The organism is Waltera intestinalis, assembly GCF_009695995.1.
In the GTDB taxonomy this organism is placed as follows: Bacteria; Bacillota; Clostridia; order Lachnospirales; family Lachnospiraceae; genus Acetatifactor; species Acetatifactor intestinalis.
Genome location: NZ_VUMU01000020.1, coordinates 1 through 17,074 on the forward strand (window position 1 = coordinate 1; position 17,074 = coordinate 17,074).

Here is a 17,074-nt window from a genome sequence, read left to right on the forward strand (position 1 = left end):
AAGGGCGCTCCACATTTATTTCATTGACGGCTGTCGCCGTATAAAGTCAAAAACAAAAACAGCGACTTGTGAGCAAGCTCCCAGATCGCTGTTTTCGTTTTGACTTTGCATGGCTCGTAACTCTCAATTTATTTCATAAAGTAATACAGATCCACGGTAGCATCTTTATAGATGACGTATCCGTGCATTCTCCCGAACTCTTCATATTCCAGGTCTTCCATTTTCCCGACCAGTATCTTCGTCTCCGGCAGGATAATATACGCACATTGCTCTTCGCGGGCCAGTGTCGCCAGTTCGCCGGTGTCTATGGTCTCCTGCTCCATGACATCGTAGAGATCGTTCTGTACCGTCCACTTGCTTACGACAATATTACGGCCATAAGGCATACACACCAGATTGCTGTACTGGCGGACATACTGTAAAAGCTCCCCGGGGAACACTGCCATGACCTCCCGGCCCGGGACTTCAATGGCATCACAGATATCCACTACACTCTGGGGTACATGATAGACATTCTCTGCTTTTTGAAAATAGGGATTGCGGTAGATCAGGCTTCCGGACAGCATAAACAGGATCAGTGCGGCCGTTATCCCCACATATTTCAGATATCCCCTCAGCTTTCCACAGAGACTGACCGCAGTGAACGCAACGACCGGTGTCACCGGCAGAAGCCACAGAATCCGGTAATAAATTTCTCCATCCGCCAGTCCGGATATGATCTTCGCAACCAACGGATTGAAGAAGATCAACAACAATACCAATGGTACATAGACAAACAGGATGCGGATATGTTTTCTCTTCTCTGTCACCCACAGATATAACAGGCTCACCAGGAACCAGATCATGATCAGTCCCGTTCCCATATATTCCTGAAACAGCTTCAACGCTTCCATTTCCATCCTCCCTTATCCCAGCAGCAGATACATTCCCGCATAGATCACACAGGGAATGCAACAGGCGGCGAGGGGCAGCAATAACCGAAATCTCTTATAGCAGACAGCTCCGCAGATCCCGGCCACTCCCATCAGCATACAGGCCAGCAACGCTCCCATGGTACTTGCCAGACAACAGGAAATCATCACCGCTCCCAACAGCATCCAGAATCCGACTGTGATCTTTTTCTCCTCCTGCAGTCTGCGGAACAGCCAAAGTAGCAGGAAGAAGATCATCGGGATCAAAATACTTCCCAAAGCCGCCTTTCCCTGTCTGCTTCTTGCGATCATGAAATTCTCCACGGTATAAAAAGAATAATCGCCGAACATTACCAGCACTTCCGTGCAGATCAGAAATAACGGAACCGATTGCCCGGAAAACAGGATCCTGCTTCCCAGCAGATAAAATACGCCATATGTCATAGAGATCAGCACCACCGGCAGCAATGTTTTGGCCACCACTACCGTGGAGATCCCGGTCATCCGCGCCAGCCATGCAATCCAGATGGGAAAAGGTGCCAGTCCGTGCCGCACATCCAGTTCGGTATTCATGCCGGTATAAGGAATCTTCTGGTACATTTTCCCGGATTCCTGTGCCGCCGTGGAGATTGCCACATAATAAGCATCATCGCCGTCCCCATATACCATCACGACCGCCAGCACCAGCTGTATCAATAATAGCACAGCAAAAATCACCCAGAGCAGAACCTCTGTCTTCTCTGACTTCGCTGTCTTCTCCTGCCGCACCGGACGCAGTCCCCGGGGATTCCGGAACCAAAATACCGTTGCCAGCACAAGTAATACCAGAAGGTATACCGAATATCCGATCATAACATGCCGAAATCGCCCCTCCAAAAGGATCACCGGAACGCAGATCACCTGAAATCCGGCCCAGAGTAACATCTGTCCGCTTATCCACAGGAATACTGCATTTTTATGAGGTTTATCCACAGCTGCGAAACAGTGGCCCACCCATATGGGAAGTGCCAGCGTCAGTACCGCCAGCCATATCAGACGAACTACGATCATTTTTATATTCATTCCTTTCGCTTCATTCAGGCTCAAAACGTCATGAACATATTTCTCATTTCCAAGCTTTACTCTCTTTTTACGTTTTCAGATGTTTTTACAAACAAATAGATCTTATCGCCGTGTACCCCTTCGGAAAGCAATGCTTCCTCCGGTTCCAGGCCGTATTTTTCCTGCATTACGGAGATCACTGAGCTCTCTTCCACTCCGGGTTTGATCAGTACCGCAACCCGGTCCAGGGACTGTACCGACGCTACATCCTTACGATCTGCCAGTTCCTCTGCCGTCACTAACAGAGTGCTGTCATAATGCATGAATTCCGGAAGATTCTCATAATACCCGACTCCCGCATAGACACAGATACAGGGAAGAAGCGCATATTCCTCCGCCAATTGTTCCTGCTGTCCGTATCCCCGATAGAGATATTCCCCATCATAGCCGGCCAGCCGCAGTCCCTGCACCGCCATGATCCATACGATCAGACAGATTCCCGTTGCCCGTTCTGTCCATCCGCATACCTCCGAAAGCTTTTTGCCCAGGTAACACAATAACAGTGCCAATAATAACGCAGCCAACGGAAACAACGGCATCACATAACGGTCCACAAGATAAGGTGACATTCTGGATGCCAGCAGAAAATAACCGATCACCGGTACGATCAGCAGACTCAGGATTCCCGCGTTCGGTCCCGCATTCGGTCCCACATTCTGTCCTGCCTTCTCAGCCACGTCCCTACGATATTCCTGATATTTGCGCCAGCCTGCGGTCACCGCCAGAACCACTCCTGCGAGACATGCCGCAGCAAGTAACGGCCCACCCACCGTCCGGTCTGCCACAATTTTCGCAAAGCTTAGAAGTCTCGCCCCGTAACCGGAGAACCCGGAAGCCAGATTATCCAGCGCCTCGGTGCCTCTTCCACTGGAAAATACATCCGCTACCGCAAAAGGAAACAGCGCAAGGCCGATCACTGCCGCCAGGATCATCGAACGGATATAGATCCACAGTTCTCTCGTTCTCTTACCGCACAACAGTCCGGCCGCCGTAACCGCCGCCAGAAGGATACAATAAAACAGGAAAAAATACTGTGTTAAAAATCCCAGTACCGTAACAGCGATCAGGCCTTTATTTTTCCGGTCGAATCCATGATCCTTCCACTTCTCCACATGCACAGAAAGCAGTCCCACACACAGACAGGACAACAGTCCGTACATCCGGATCAGCAGTACCGTTGCCAGTGCTCCGGTGCTGAGTCCATATAGCAGCACTGCCAGAATTCCCAGCTGTCTGCCCCTTTCCCGCATGGAAAAAATATCCGCAAGCTGTCTGCCCAGTCGCAGTAACAGCCACAACGTGATGCCCAGGCAGACCAGGTTGATGAAACATCCCAGCCACGGTGACAGCGTCCCACCGAACAGGGAACTCATGGTATGCAGCAGCATAAAATGTACCGGCGGATGATTGTCATCTTTCACATTAAAATAAACCGACAGATAATCAAAGGCATCGTCACCGTCCACGGTCACATAATCCCGGAACTGCTCCGCCGAGATCCATACCGGTTCCTCATAGACATCCGCTTTATACGACAGAAGCTTACTGTTCCCCCGGTTCTGAAGCACATCCTTTACCGTGTCCGTCAGATTGGACACCGTCTCCGGGAAACTGTCTCCCTGAATTTCCTCCCTCACGAACTTCGCCAGTCGTCCCTCCGGCTGTGTGGGTACGATCCAGGGATTGTATCTGGCATTGGCCAGCTCAAAGCTTAAAAGTTCATCCATGTGGTAGCCCTCTTTCAGACTGATGCCCACGCACATGATCCCCAGACATAAGATAACTGCCAGAAGCTCCGGCAGGATTTTTTTCCATCTGCTGCTTTCCATCATACTAATCTCCATTCCACAGACGATTCCTTTCGTCGGAGGAATCGCGAATCCATTTTGTCGCCGGACTATTTTTCCATGATCCGATAGAGATAGATGCGGTAATAACTGTCCTCTGTCTCAAACGCTTCCTCTCTCACCGGTTCCAGTCCCGTATTCTCGCTATGATCGATATACGCTGCCGACAGCAGATAAGTGCCTCCCAGTTCTCTCAGGCGTTCCGTGTCGATCTCATAGTTCTGAAAATAGAATCCACCCTTTTGAATCGTATAATATCCGGGGCATTCCGCGCTGAACAGATAACAGCGGTTCCCCCAGTGGTCAAAATTATCCTCGAGGTACTCGCTCTTGGCAAGCTCCGGCGCTATGATCTCCCGGAAACAGTGTTTATATTCCAGGGAATAATTATTGGAATATCCGTCCAGGCAGTAAAATCCATGATATAATGCCGCCGCCGGATCGATCCCTAAGCTGACCACTCTGTAATCTTCCGGCCGCTCCCCGAAATTGTCATAAATATATTCCTGCACCTGATCCAGTACATCTATGGCATAATAATCCCGGAAGCTCATGGCTCCGTACTCCCGGTTCACTGTCTTTTGCAGATTCGGTTTCAGATTGCTCTGAAAGAGAATCTGTCCCGCAGTCGTCACGGTGAGAATCATTGTAACTGTGAACAGGATCACATTCCTCACGCACCGTTTCTCGCAGAGCTGCCGCAGCAGCAGCAAAAGGCAGCATCCCAGAGCAAAATACCACAGGCAGGGGCTCAGCCACAAAACCCGGTTGGCCTGAAATCCCTTCAACGCTCCCCAGCCGGAGCGCAGGCTCACACCGATCCCGCTGTCCCACAGTGCGGCCGCCGTTGCTATAAATACAATACATCCGCAGGAGATTGCCAGCGAGCGGAAAATTCTTTTACTGTCACCGGCCCTTCTTCGGATCACGGCGATCACCGTAAATACCGCTATGAGCAGGATCCACCCGTGGTAATCCACACTGTGTTGTCCGCCCTGTAACAGGTTCGTCTTCCATTGTTCCCAAAAAGATACCGCGGTCAGCGCATACTCCGCCTTATGTGAAACCGTGCTCTCTCCCACGCCGAAGATCTGCAAAAACAGAGCACCGTTCTCCAACAGATAAGTGAGAAGCAATAAAATCCATGCAATCCCCTGTGCTGCCGAATACTTTCTGCGCAGTGCCGCAATGATCTCCCATACGGCCCAGATCCCCAGTACCGCAAATCCGGACAGTACCAGCGAAGAATTTACACCGAAAAATACTACATAGGCATAATACAGCAGCCGGTCGCTAATAGATCTGTCCCGTTCCCGCAGCCGCAGTACACAATACAGGAGCATCGGCAGTCCGTATTGCGACAATCCGTACACCGGCAAAAAGGGCAGATAGGCATACATACAACCTACCGTCATCGCCAGGAAACCTACCGTTCCTTTTCTCCCGCTTAATATTTCGGAATCTTCCGCTGCCCACCAAAGCAGGAGGAACATTCCGACATATCCGACAAAGCTCCCGGCCACCTGCATGCAGGCAAGCGCCGTCTCCGCAGGCAGCAGACGGTATAACAATAGGCAGGCCGGTGCCGGCATGGTAAGAGCGGTCCGCGCCGCGCCGTTCATAAATTCCGGCAAAATACCACTGCCGTCCCACAGGTGTCTCGCCTGTAGCAGATAAGCGATCACTTCTCCATCCAGCTGATCGTGATACACAAATATAGCATCTTTCCCCAGTATCAGATAAGGGATTCCCATTGCCAGCACCGCCAGTGCTCCCAAAAGGAACCAGACATTTTCCGGTTTTTTCATTTTCCTGCGTTCTGTCATTATTCCTCCTGTGTCAGACAATGATATGCCACCGAGATCATCCCCACCAGCCATAACATTCCGGGGAGCAGTCCGTTTTTATAATCCCAGCATCCCGCATCCTGCATGGTGTACCATACTGCCATGCCAAGCGCCGTTATGCCACACATACACACGACCTCCCACCGGATACGCTTTTTCCCGGCCAGTGCGCCGAGCAGTGCCGCAATACTCCCCAGCAGGAACCACACACTGCTGTATTTCAGCAGGAAATTGGTCAGCTGCAGGGCTCCGGTCATCATAAGATCCACATTTCTGGCAGAAAAAGAATCATACCCCCGGCCGTCCAGCAACAGCTGCAGCATCACGGGCGGCATGACATATCCCGCCATGTCCCATGCGATCTGGTGTATATTATCGGAAAAATAAGCCTTGAGATGATAAGCAGCGTACTTACGGAACAGCTGCTGTGCCCCGCTGACGCCAAGTGCCTCTTCCGCCTTTTTCTGCAGATCCGTCGGCATTGTTCCCGCATACCGTCCGGACTGCTGTATTTCCTCCCAGCTGTACAGACTGCGCAATTCCTCCGGCCAGGTGTCGTATTCTCTTTCCACCCGCATATGGGACCAGGTAAATCTGCGCATCATTGCCGCACTCACCGTATTCTCCGCCTTACCATAACTGCCGGGTGTCTGCCACAGAGATACCGTCGTGAATAAAATCCCCGCGACTGCTGCCAGCAGCACCAGTTCTCCCAACACTCTCTGTTTTCCCAGCTGTCTGCCGCGGATCAGATGCAGAACCCATACCACCGCAAGCGGCACCAGTCCAAGCCACAGGTTCTCCACGACAAACACTGTGCCAAGCGCCCACCAGACTCCGGCCGTAAACATCTGTCGGAGAGGGAATTTTACTGGATCGCCATCCGCATTCTGACGCAGGATCCCCATAAGCACCGACAATTCCAGCAGCAAGAAAGAAAATCCCAGAGAATTCGGCAGCACCGCCACATGACACTGCAGGGCAAACGGGCAAGTCAGAAGTCCGAGACTTCCCCACACCAGCCACACTTTCTTCGTCATGCCACAGGATCTTAAAAATACGACGCCACTGTAAAATGCGAACAAGATCTGCACCGTGTACACAAAAAAAGGATAAGGGATAGAACTTATGGATTCTATCCCTTTTGCGAGCATCAGAAAAAGAGGGTATCCGATCCCCATATAATCATCACATACAAGAGTATCCGCCGCCTTCAGCCACAGATAACTGTCCCCGAACTCCGGGAAAATGCCAAAAGCTCTGATCATCCAACAGATCCCCAGTACGATCTGTACCGAAATCCCTATGAACAGAAATCTGCCTGCGATCTGCGCAAGCGCCCTGCGTGCTTTCTGCATTCTACTGCTCCTCTAACTCAAAGAAATCTTTTATCAGACCACAGATGTAGTCTACCTGATCCAGCGTCAGTCCGTAATACATGGGAAGTCTGGCCAGACGTTCGCTCTCTCTGGTGGTATAACGGTCCTCCCCATGGAAGCGTCCGAATTTCTGCCCTGCGGGAGCGGTATGCAGCGGAATATAATGGAATACGACCAGCACGCCGTTCTCCTTCATATAGCTGATAAACCGTGTCCTCTGCTCCAGGTCTCTTGCCTTGATATAGAACATATGGGCATTGTGTACACAGCCTTCCGGTACGGTAGGCAGGTCGATCTTCCCGGCATCCTTCAGCGGCTTCAACTGCTCATAATAGCGGTTCCAGCAGGCCAGTCTGGCCTCATTGATCTCATCTGCGATCTCCAGCTGTGCATAGAGATAGGCAGCATTCATATCACTGGGCAGGTAGGAGGATCCGTAATTCACCCAGGTATATTTGTCGATCTGACCGCGGAAGAATTTGCTGCGGTTGGTTCCTTTTTCACGGATGATCTCCGCTTCTTCCACATCCTTTCGATCACGGATCAGAAGAGCACCGCCCTCTCCCATGCTGTAGTTCTTCGTCTCATGGAAGCTGTAAGCACCAAAATCACCGATGGTTCCCAGTGCTTTTCCCTTATAAGTGGCCATAATGCCCTGTGCGGCATCCTCTACCACCTTCAGATTGTGTCTCCTTGCAATATCCATGATGGTATCCATCTCACACGCCACTCCGGCATAATGTACCGGTACGATGGCTCTGGTCTTCTCGGTGATCGCATCCTCGATCAATGTCTCATCAATGTTCATGGTATCCGGACGGATATCCACAAATACCGGGATCGCTCCGCGGAGCACGAACGCATCCGCAGTGGACACAAACGTATAAGAAGGCATGATCACCTCGTCTCCGGGTCTGATATCACACAAAAGCGCTGCCAGCTCCGTCGCATGCGTACAGGAAGTGGTCAGCAGACATTTGCCGGTTCCTGTTCTCTCCTCGATCCAGGCGTTACATTTTTTCGTATACTCACCGTCTCCGCAGATCTTCTGATTTTTAACACATTCCTGAATGTAATCTGCTGCTTTGTCCACATAAGGCGGTACATTGAATTTAATATCTATCATAATGCATCCTCTTTTCTGATATGCTTTGGTTATGTTCTAATTCTCCCTGCACTCCCGCTTCCAGCTTCCCACCGCTGTACCCGGTACATTTTCCGTTACATGACTGATAATATATTTGGGTCTTCCCTTGACTTCTTCATAAATTCTGGCAATGTAATGTCCGATGATCCCCAGGCTCAGCATCAGGAATCCTCCGATGATCAGGATCAACAGGATCACGGTGGTGAAGCCTTCCACAGCTGTCCCCATGATATATCGTACCAGTGTCTGGATCGCCAGTACCACGCTGAAAAATATAGATATCATTCCCATGATCGTCACCAGTTGTAACGGCAGGGTACTGAAGGACGTCGCATTGGTGATGGCATACTTCATCAGGCTCCAGAAGGACCATTTACTCTGTCCGTACTGTCTCTCCTGCACTTCGTATTCCACGGTCTCTGTCTGAAATCCGGCCCAGAAGGTCAGTGCCCGGAAAAAGGTATTGCGCTCCGGCAATTCCAGCAGAACCCGGACCACCTTTCTGTCCAGCAGTTTAAAATCGGAGGAAGCATTCATATCCATTTTGATCAGCTTGCTCATGATCTTATAAAACAAGCCTGCGGACAGCTTATATCCCAGGCTCTCACGCCCTCTGTCAGACTTGATGCCCTCCACGATCTCGGCACCCTGCTGCCATTTTTCCCACATCTGAGGGATCACCTCGGGCGGATGCTGCAGGTCACAATCCATTACGATCACGGCATCTCCCGTGGTCAGCTCCAGTCCGGCAAAAATACCGGCCTCCTTACCGAAATTCCGGGAGAATTCCGCTCCCCGCACTCTCGGATTCTTCGCTGCCTCTTCTTTGATCCGGTCAAACGTGCCGTCCTTGGAACCGTCGCTGATAAACACCAGTTCATAATCTATCCCGTGTCGGTCCAGCAATTCGCCCAGTACCTTCGCGGTATTCGCAATATTTTGTTCTTCGTTATATGCCGGTAAGACAATTGACAATAAAGACATCTTCTTAATCCCTTCCGCAGTTCTCTGTCTTGACATAGAGGATCCCATCCACCACTTTCGTAGCATTCGGTCCAGGGAATGTATCCATGTCAATGTATTCCTGTGTCATGTAGATCTCACCCACCGTATCGGGATCCAGGAAATTCAGGGTTGCCCCCAGATAATTCTGCATAAATGCCTGATAATCCGCTCCCTTATAGATGAGGTAATCTCCGCTGAGTCCGATCATACCGTCCGTAACCTTCCCCGTGATATCCGTTGTAGGAAATTCATCATAGCCGATGACTCCCACCAATGCAATGGGAATCCCCTGATAATATCCGGGAGTCTGCTCGATCCGGTCCAGCAGGCGTACACAATACGCATACGTCTTCTCGTACTTTTTCTCCAGATTGGAATATCCGATATTATCGGAAATTCCATAATCAAACACCAATACCACCGCCGCACACAATGCTGCCCATTGCAATACCACGTCCGTACGACTCTCCTCAGCGGTATACCGGTCCGCGAACGCCGTCATAAGGATCAGATACAATACCCACTGGTATCGCATCAGCAAATGATAGGTCAGGTTCGGAGAAATGAGCAATATCACATTGGTCAGAAGCGGTATGCTGATGCCCAACAGAACTATTATAACGAAAAATGCCGGATTCTTCCACCATTTTCTCCGAATCATACTGCGGATCACTAGAAATACCACCGTTGCCACTAAAATAATGCAGGCCACCAGTGAAAAAATATTGTTCACAAGAACATTGCCGTGAATCGTAAATGCCAGGAAATCCACGTACATTCCCTTTATGGTTGCCAGAATTCCCATGCCGGATCCCATCTGCTCCATGGAATTGATCCCCTGATAAGTATCCAGCACCTTGCCCTGCAGCTTCAACAGGATCTGCAGGATCACATAATACAATACTCCGCCGGCAATTCCCATCCCCAGATAGCGGCATATATATTTCGCCTTTTCTTTCCAGCCTTTTTCCTCCATGAAATAGAGCAGGAGCTTATATACACACAGCAGGATCGTAAAAGGCAGGTACGCCTGATAGATTCCCATACTGAATGCCAGACACACTGCACCGGCCAGATAGCCTCTGGGATACTTCGCAGTAAACAGAACCGCCAGCACTGCCAGGAACAGCGCCAGCATGTAACCATCCATGGTAAACACATAGGCAAAAGTAGACGCCAGCGCCGGAAAAGATACCAGCAGACCGCTCACCACAGTAATGGTCACCGGATCCGTCAGTTCCAGCACTTCCGTAAGTACCGCCGCCGTAAGTGCCAGCCATATCAGTCCGATCAGTCCGATCACCCAGGGTATGGTAAAATAAGAAGAAAATCCACAGGCAACAGTTAAAAACCAGCGGCCGGAAGTGATCATATTCTGGTCAAAATACATGCTGCTCAGTCCGTCATGGTTCGGAATATCCGACAGCATCACCGGAAGATGGATCAGTAATCCCAGCACCAGCGCCGATACGAACGCGATCCTCCAGGTTGTCTTTATTTTTGTCTTGCTCTCTTTCAAAAGTTCCCACGGTGTCTTCATCCGTCTGTCACTCCTCGTCTAACGTCTGATTCAGGTAGTCCGCCAGTGTCTGGGCAATCTTCTCCCGCCCCGCTTCGTTGGGATGCAATCCGTCATTCGTATAGAGATACAGATCGTCCCAGTTGTCATGAGGATAATAGTCATGATAAATATCGATCACTTCCACATCCAATGCTTCACAGATCCCAATCTCCGCATTGACATAATCTTCCAGTACGCCGCCTCCCAGATCGTACTCTTCACAGGTTACCTCCGGTACCGTATACCAGGTATACGGCGGCGTGATAAATATGATCCGCAGATCCGGATAAGCCTCCCGCAGTTCCTTTACAATACTGCGGATCGCTCCGCAATACGTATATTCATCATACGGATCCGTCACGGACTCAATGGGATTCCCCGCGTGATAATCATTCAATCCGGATCCGATAAACAAAATCTGTACCGTATCAAAATCGATCTGCCCCAGGTCACCCAGCGTATCTTCAAAATAATCTGTTGCAGCTTCCCGGATCCGTATCGTCTTCTGCACACCGAAATCCTTTACCGCAAAAGATCTCACCAGTCCTGCCGCAGACAGAGAATCCTTGGTATATCCCAGTCTTCTCTCCGCATCCGCTCTTCCCAGAACCGTTCCGCCCAGTCCTCCGTTATAACACTTCAGGCCTGTCTTCTCCTGCAGTTTGGCGGCAATGGAGGTCTCATCCCGGCACAGTCCGTACACACTGTCTCCCAGAAATACCACATCATAGGGGATTCTCTGATACTCGCGGTCCCCCGGGAAAAAAGTCCATAACAGGATCAGGAACAACGCGATCGCCACAATGCTGTATGCAATTTTTTCTTTTCTGTTGCCTGCTTTGATCCCGTTCTTCTCCATTCCTTACTTTATTCCTTACTTTATTCCTAATTTTCCTGCCGTTATCAATATCTGTGCGATCCTTGCAGCTCCGAGGCCGTCGATCAGTCCCCGCTCTGTTTCATAGCATTGCCGACGCAGTCCGGGATCCTGCTGTGCCTTTAGACACCACGCTCCAATGCGCTCCAGTGTCTCCCCGGCAGCCCGGTGCCATGCTCCCGCATAGCCTGCGATCTGCTGTGTTCCCAGCCACTCTGTCAGTGCTTCCTGATTCTCCGCATAGGAAAAGCATACAAAAGGAACTCCCAGCACCGCCAGTTCATAAATCGTCGTTCCGCCGGCGGTCACCGCCAGCTGGCACTGTGCCATCAGTGCCGCCATATCCCGCACATCACAGTGCAATCTTACATTTTCATGCACGGAGGCATACTGTTCCAGCTTCTCCCGGTTGGGGTTGAACCTTCCCACCACCAGATGGTATCGGACCGCGCAGCCGTTCAGATCATATTCCGCCAGCTGACGCAGGATCTCTCCCGAAATATTATCTATATCTCCGCCGCCGGTCGTGATCAGTACATCCGTCACCTGTTCTGCCACCGCATAACTCCCGGAAGCATCACAGAACTGCTGTCTTACCGGCACATAGGGTGCCCCGAGATACTGCGGGACTGTGTCGCCGTACAATTCCCGGTATTTTTCCTCGGAAGCGAACAGATTATAATTGATCACCCCATCCACAGGATAGGCATGCTGCTGCATATCGTCCAGCAAAAAGACCCTGCCGAGTCTGCGCAGTCCTTGCAGATAAGCATCCGTCACCCGGTAACTGTCTACGAGAAATATCTGTTTCGTATCTCCCGCCAGTCTCTCCAGTACCGGAAGTTCTCCTTCCAGATCTTCGGGATCCGTCCCCAGCACTTTCACCGGCATATGGTTACTCCGCAGCAATTCTGCGGAAGCCTCATCCGCACACAGAAAGCACACCTGCTCCGGATGTTCTGTTAATTTTTGTAATTCCAGTGCCACCGTCAGACAGCGCATCAGATGTCCCGCGCCGGTTTTCGCACTGCCGTCTGCCCGAAAATAATACATAGCATCACTCCGAAAAATCGACCAGATCCCAGCTCATGGGCGTTCCCAGTTTTGCATCTCTGGTAATACGTTTGCCCAACAGTTCTTCATAATATTTGGTATGCAGTCCGCAGGATGGTCTTACGGAGCGTAAATTCTCCGGGGTGAAGACATCTCCCGCTTTCATATCTTTTGCCACGAACAGGGAACGGGAATGCTCTCTACTCTTCTTCTGCTTCGGTGTCAGATCATAGGTCACCTTTCCTACTGCCTTCTCGATCATGCGGATGTGATCCACCATCTCCTTGAATTCTTCCGGCTCCATGGAGAATGCCGCATCTGCACCGCCATCCGCCCTGCGCAGCGTCAGATGTTTCTCGACTACCTTGGCACCCAGGGCCACTCCGGCTCCCGCCACCGCACATCCCATGGTATGGTCCGACAGTCCCACCACACAGTCAAATACTTCCTTCATGGAAGGAATGGTCTTCAGATTGATATCCTCGTAAGGGGCCGGATAAGCGGATGTACACTTCAACAGGATCACGTTCTCATTGCCTTCTTCCTTACAGGTGCGCAATGCCAGTTCGATATCCGCCAGATAAGCAATTCCCGTGGACATGATGATCGGTTTGCCGGTGCGTGCGATCTTACGTATAAAAGGAATATCGTTGATCTCAAAAGAGGCCACCTTATATACCGGCACATCCATCTCCTCCAGGAAATCAATGCTGGTCAGATCAAACGGAGAGGAGAAAAAGATCAGTCCCATCTCCTCTGCGATTTTTTTCAGTTTAGGCTGCCACTCCCAGGGCGTATAGGCCGTCTCGTATAATTTATGCAGTGTCGTTCCGTCCCAGATGGTACCCTGGGTGATCTGGAAACAGGGATCGTCACAATCCAGTGTGATGGTGTCCGGTGTATAAGTCTGTATCTTAATGGCATCCGCGCCGGCGTCCTTCGCCGCCTGCATGATTGCCACCGCTCTGTCAAAATCCATTAAGTGATTTGCAGACATCTCCGCGATCACAAAAGTGGGCGCATCCTCACTGATCCTGCGATTTCCGATCATGATTTCTTTGTTCATAATGGTACCCTTGCCTTTCCGTAACCTGCAACTCTTCAGCTGTTATAGCCTCTTGTGCAGGCACAAATCTGCGTATAGAAATTTTATGGAAATACAATATGTTCGTATTTTTTGTTGTCCCGGATCTCTTTCCAGTGATCCGCCGTCATGCGCATGAACGTCACGTCGTAAGCCGTTCCATTTTTCTCCACACAGGCTTTCTTCTCCTCCACGACCTCACAACCGCAGATCTTGTGGAGCTGGATCACCCCCTGATTCAGGGTAAACACATCACTGTATACCGCATTTTTCCCAAGATCCAGAAATGCGTGATCATACATACTCATCTCCAGGGCCAGGGCCGCCTGAATACTGCGAAGCTTCTTCTCCCCCACATAATAGGCCCATCCCAGGTCTCCCGCCGGATCCGTAAGTCCCGTATAATTGATGACACCGGCCGGTGTCCCATCGATCTGTATGATCCAGTAGCTCACATCCGGATCCTGCTGCACTTTGGCGAACCATTTCTTCTGTCCTTCCAGTGTAAGCTTCGGATCGGTATTCATATACCGGGTGATCTCCGGATCCATGCGCCAGCGCATGATCTGTTCCAGATCTTCTTCGGTGATCTTTCTTAATGTAACACTCATTCGCAGCCTGCCTTTTCCAGGAGTTCACGCATTCCTTTTAATTCGATGGCTTCTTCCAGCGGTATGCTGACACCAAGCTCCTCCAGCTGTCCGATGATCATGACATGTGCCAGAGAATCCCACTGCTCCACATCTTCGATCATGGTATCCTCAGTGATGGTTCCCGCCGGAACCTTTAATACCTCTTCAATCAGCTTTATGATCTTCTCTTTCATAAGATTAACCTCATTCTCTTTCTTCCTATTTGCCGCAGCCTGGCATCAGACATCCGGCGCTCAATCATACAGGTTTTCCTTTAACCAGTAGGCCCTCTCCGGTCTCTCGGCCAGCACGATCTCATAACAGGTGCCTTCCGGTGTGCTGTCCGTTTTCCGGTAGCCCAGTCTGTCATACATGGTCTCCACCGGCTTGTTTTTCGCCGTGGGCACATATCTGCCCCGCAGAACGGTATATCCCTCTTCCTGCATCTGCTGTTCGATGCGGTCGATCACCGCATTTTCGATATTGCGGCCCATGACACGGCAGCTCATAACGAAATCCGTGATCTCCGGCAATTCTCCCGCCGTATCCACGATCGCTGCTGCCACAATGCCGTTATCTCCGAACACGTCCGTCACCTGATACAGGAATACCCGTTTCTTCGTATCCTCTGTGATCTGTCGCATCTGTTCTAAGGTATAACGTCTCGTCGTCAGATTGAACTGATTCGTCTTGTTCAAAAGCTGTGTCAGCCGGTCCAGATGTTCCTTCGGATCCACCGGCAGCAGACAGATCTCCAGCTTTTTCACATACTCCTCAAAGCTGCCCGCCCGGTCTTCCATTTGTTTTCTGCCGGCATTGGCCCGGTATTGTGCAGTCTTCTCCCGGTCCTCTCCGGTGATCACCGCTGCAGCAAAATATGTTTCATATATTTTCACCATGGCAGGCGCCAGATCTTCCGCTCTCGCAGGGAACTCCGGCACTTCCACTTCCGGAAGCATCTGCCGTACCATCTCCCGCTCCGCTTCACTGTCATCGAAAAAGACAAAAGAATCGGTCCCCAGGTTCAATTCTTCCGCTATTTTCCGGATATTGTCCGGTTTCGGATCCCAGTTGATCCGCTGCGCAGCGAAATCCTCCGGGCGAAGCACCATATGGGGATGATGCTCCAGGATCTCCATGGCATCCGCTTCGTTATTCTTGGACGCAATGGTCAGGAGCACACCCTGACTCTGCATGATCTTCAGTACGCGCTGCAGATTTTTATAGGCCAGTCCACTGTGATCTTCCGATAACACCACCGGGGTATGATCTGTCTCTCCCGCCAGACCTCCCCACAGCGTATTGTCCAGATCCAGCACCAGCACCTTTTTCGGCGTGCGGTATTCCAGTCCGGCCCGGTAGAGGATCTGCTCCGCCAGTGCCGACTGCATCTCCATCCCCCAGAGTACTTTTCCCATATACCACATTTTGGGAGAAAAGGCTTTCTCTTCTCCGAAATGCTCTGCCAGCGCACGGTAAGGGAAGCTCCTCACATTGGCATGCTTCTGCTGCAGATTCCTAAGCTCCCGTTCCCAGATGCCTTCCAGCTGTGACTTTCTCCCGGTATCCGCCAGCACGGCAAGCTCCACCGCCCACAGATAAGCATCCGACACATAGAAGACTCCTTCTTGCGGCAGGCATCCCTCCAGTGTCCGGAACCAGTTTCCGATCTTTTGTTCTGCGGTGACCGGATCCAGATCATGCTCCAGCAGTTCTGCCAGATCCATGATCAGAAACGTGATCTCCGCATGATAAGCATGATAAGAAGACTGAGGATTCAGCAAAGTCCCCAGTTCGTTGCCATAGCCCTCCGCTTCGTAGACCTGTGCGTTTTTCTGAAGCATGCGGATCACCATATTCATATTCACATTGGACAGCACTGCCAGTCTTCCTGTTGTCATAATCTCTGATCCTTTCGGAATTATTTCTCCTCCGTCATCAGACGGTATTTCATCTCTGCGATCTTCCAGTCGGTGAGGTTGTCAATATCCTGTACCTCCAGTTCCGACACGACAAGCGGCAGGATATTTCCCACCATGAGTTTCTGATTCACGGCAAAACGTTCCGTGCGGAATACATAAAACTGACCCACATCATGATAATGGGGCTGCAGATCCTGGGATCTGCTGTCCAGATATTCCGGATATTTGAATACCAGCCGTCCCTGTTCCACCACCATGGCTCTCTGGGGCGGATAGGAAAAGCTGACCACAGGGATCAGGGTATCCGCATCACTTGCTTCCAGCTGCTCCACGGCATTGGTCAACTTCTGCGCCGTCACAAAAGGGGCCGTAGGATAGATACAGCAGGCAATGTCAAAATGCATCCCCCGCTTCTCATACTCTGCCAGCACCTCTGCCAGCACGTCATTGGTGGTAGCAAAGTCTCCGGAGGTCGCTTCACTCCGGAAAAAAGGAACCTCCGCACCGTATTTTTCCGCAATCTGTGCGATCTCCTCATCATCCGTGGACACCATGACATGGTCAAACAATCCGCTGGCCAGTGCCGCTTCGATAGAATATGCCAGGATCGGTTTCCCGCAAAATTCCCTGATATTTTTTTTCGGGATCCGCTTGCTGCCTCCCCTGGCTGTGATAATGGCTAATCTGCTCATTTTCCTAACCTCATCT

15 protein-coding genes are annotated in these 17,074 nt (G+C 50.9%); all 15 read right to left on the minus strand.

Going from position 1 to position 17,074, the window contains the following annotated elements:
- Positions 1–128: 128 nt before the first annotated feature.
- The 15 genes from FYJ59_RS12880 to pseF all read right to left on the minus strand — a co-directional run bounded on the left by FYJ59_RS12880 (position 129) and on the right by pseF (position 17,058).
- Entirely contained in the window at positions 129–893 is a 765-nt protein-coding gene (locus FYJ59_RS12880) for a hypothetical protein (protein WP_154498372.1), read from the minus strand.
- A 12-nt stretch (positions 894–905) separates the two neighbouring features.
- Positions 906–1,973: a DUF6077 domain-containing protein gene (locus FYJ59_RS12885; RefSeq protein WP_154498375.1), complete on the minus strand. Its 1,068-nt coding sequence runs from the start codon at positions 1,971–1,973 to the stop codon at positions 906–908.
- 56 nt (positions 1,974–2,029) lie between these two features.
- Positions 2,030–3,856, minus strand: a complete 1,827-nt coding sequence (locus FYJ59_RS12890) for a hypothetical protein (RefSeq protein WP_154498378.1) — start codon at positions 3,854–3,856, stop codon at positions 2,030–2,032.
- Between the two features lie 53 nt (positions 3,857–3,909).
- On the minus strand, positions 3,910–5,685 hold the full coding sequence (locus FYJ59_RS12895; RefSeq protein WP_154498381.1) for a DUF6044 family protein: 1,776 nt from the start codon (positions 5,683–5,685) through the stop codon (positions 3,910–3,912).
- Positions 5,685–7,064, minus strand: a complete 1,380-nt coding sequence (locus FYJ59_RS12900) for a hypothetical protein (protein ID WP_154498385.1) — start codon at positions 7,062–7,064, stop codon at positions 5,685–5,687. Before FYJ59_RS12900 ends, FYJ59_RS12895 begins: the two co-directional genes overlap by 1 nt.
- 1 nt (position 7,065) lies before the next feature.
- Positions 7,066–8,211, minus strand: a complete 1,146-nt coding sequence (gene rffA, locus FYJ59_RS12905) for a dTDP-4-amino-4,6-dideoxygalactose transaminase (RefSeq protein WP_154498388.1) — start codon at positions 8,209–8,211, stop codon at positions 7,066–7,068.
- 36 nt (positions 8,212–8,247) lie between these two features.
- Complete coding sequence (locus FYJ59_RS12910; protein ID WP_154498393.1) at positions 8,248–9,216, minus strand: glycosyltransferase family 2 protein; 969 nt, start codon at positions 9,214–9,216, stop codon at positions 8,248–8,250.
- A gap of 4 nt (positions 9,217–9,220) precedes the next feature.
- Positions 9,221–10,777: a glucosyltransferase domain-containing protein gene (locus tag FYJ59_RS12915; RefSeq protein ID WP_154498398.1), complete on the minus strand. Its 1,557-nt coding sequence runs from the start codon at positions 10,775–10,777 to the stop codon at positions 9,221–9,223.
- Positions 10,778–10,784: 7 nt separating this feature from the next.
- Positions 10,785–11,657, minus strand: a complete 873-nt coding sequence (locus FYJ59_RS12920; RefSeq protein WP_148447299.1) for an SGNH/GDSL hydrolase family protein — start codon at positions 11,655–11,657, stop codon at positions 10,785–10,787.
- 15 nt (positions 11,658–11,672) lie between these two features.
- Complete coding sequence (gene pseG / locus FYJ59_RS12925; RefSeq protein WP_154498425.1) at positions 11,673–12,728, minus strand: UDP-2,4-diacetamido-2,4,6-trideoxy-beta-L-altropyranose hydrolase; 1,056 nt, start codon at positions 12,726–12,728, stop codon at positions 11,673–11,675.
- Between the two features lie 4 nt (positions 12,729–12,732).
- Positions 12,733–13,794 (minus strand): pseudaminic acid synthase, encoded by a 1,062-nt coding sequence (gene pseI / locus FYJ59_RS12930; protein ID WP_154498460.1) that lies wholly within the window; start codon positions 13,792–13,794, stop codon positions 12,733–12,735.
- Positions 13,795–13,877: 83 nt separating this feature from the next.
- Positions 13,878–14,423 carry a GNAT family N-acetyltransferase gene (locus FYJ59_RS12935; RefSeq protein ID WP_154498473.1) on the minus strand — a complete coding sequence of 182 codons (546 nt, stop codon included), beginning with the start codon at positions 14,421–14,423 and terminating at the stop codon, positions 13,878–13,880.
- Positions 14,420–14,638: an acyl carrier protein gene (locus tag FYJ59_RS12940; protein WP_154498478.1), complete on the minus strand. Its 219-nt coding sequence runs from the start codon at positions 14,636–14,638 to the stop codon at positions 14,420–14,422. The genes FYJ59_RS12935 and FYJ59_RS12940 overlap by 4 nt, the downstream gene beginning before the upstream one ends.
- Positions 14,639–14,698: 60 nt before the next feature.
- On the minus strand, positions 14,699–16,345 hold the full coding sequence (locus FYJ59_RS12945; protein ID WP_154498483.1) for an HAD-IIIC family phosphatase: 1,647 nt from the start codon (positions 16,343–16,345) through the stop codon (positions 14,699–14,701).
- 20 nt (positions 16,346–16,365) lie between these two features.
- Positions 16,366–17,058, minus strand: a complete 693-nt coding sequence (pseF, locus tag FYJ59_RS12950) for a pseudaminic acid cytidylyltransferase (protein ID WP_154498490.1) — start codon at positions 17,056–17,058, stop codon at positions 16,366–16,368.
- Positions 17,059–17,074 lie beyond the last annotated feature (16 nt).

Bases quoted from the DNA above. Each gene is read 5' to 3' on its own strand.
- FYJ59_RS12945 (WP_154498483.1), bottom strand. From the start codon at position 16,345: ATGACAACAGGAAGACTGGCAGTGCTGTCCAATGTGAATATGAATATG.
- pseG (WP_154498425.1), bottom strand. From the start codon at position 12,728: ATGTATTATTTTCGGGCAGACGGCAGTGCGAAAACCGGCGCGGGACAT.
- FYJ59_RS12940 (WP_154498478.1), bottom strand. From the start codon at position 14,638: ATGAAAGAGAAGATCATAAAGCTGATTGAAGAGGTATTAAAGGTTCCG.
- FYJ59_RS12885 (WP_154498375.1), bottom strand. From the start codon at position 1,973: ATGAATATAAAAATGATCGTAGTTCGTCTGATATGGCTGGCGGTACTG.
- pseI (WP_154498460.1), bottom strand. From the start codon at position 13,794: ATGAACAAAGAAATCATGATCGGAAATCGCAGGATCAGTGAGGATGCG.
- FYJ59_RS12935 (WP_154498473.1), bottom strand. From the start codon at position 14,423: ATGAGTGTTACATTAAGAAAGATCACCGAAGAAGATCTGGAACAGATC.
- FYJ59_RS12920 (WP_148447299.1), bottom strand. From the start codon at position 11,657: ATGGAGAAGAACGGGATCAAAGCAGGCAACAGAAAAGAAAAAATTGCA.
- pseF (WP_154498490.1), bottom strand. From the start codon at position 17,058: ATGAGCAGATTAGCCATTATCACAGCCAGGGGAGGCAGCAAGCGGATC.
- FYJ59_RS12895 (WP_154498381.1), bottom strand. From the start codon at position 5,685: ATGACAGAACGCAGGAAAATGAAAAAACCGGAAAATGTCTGGTTCCTT.
- FYJ59_RS12890 (WP_154498378.1), bottom strand. From the start codon at position 3,856: ATGGAGATTAGTATGATGGAAAGCAGCAGATGGAAAAAAATCCTGCCG.
- FYJ59_RS12880 (WP_154498372.1), bottom strand. From the start codon at position 893: ATGGAAGCGTTGAAGCTGTTTCAGGAATATATGGGAACGGGACTGATC.
- rffA (WP_154498388.1), bottom strand. From the start codon at position 8,211: ATGATAGATATTAAATTCAATGTACCGCCTTATGTGGACAAAGCAGCA.
- FYJ59_RS12900 (WP_154498385.1), bottom strand. From the start codon at position 7,064: ATGCAGAAAGCACGCAGGGCGCTTGCGCAGATCGCAGGCAGATTTCTG.
- FYJ59_RS12915 (WP_154498398.1), bottom strand. From the start codon at position 10,777: ATGAAGACACCGTGGGAACTTTTGAAAGAGAGCAAGACAAAAATAAAG.
- FYJ59_RS12910 (WP_154498393.1), bottom strand. From the start codon at position 9,216: ATGTCTTTATTGTCAATTGTCTTACCGGCATATAACGAAGAACAAAAT.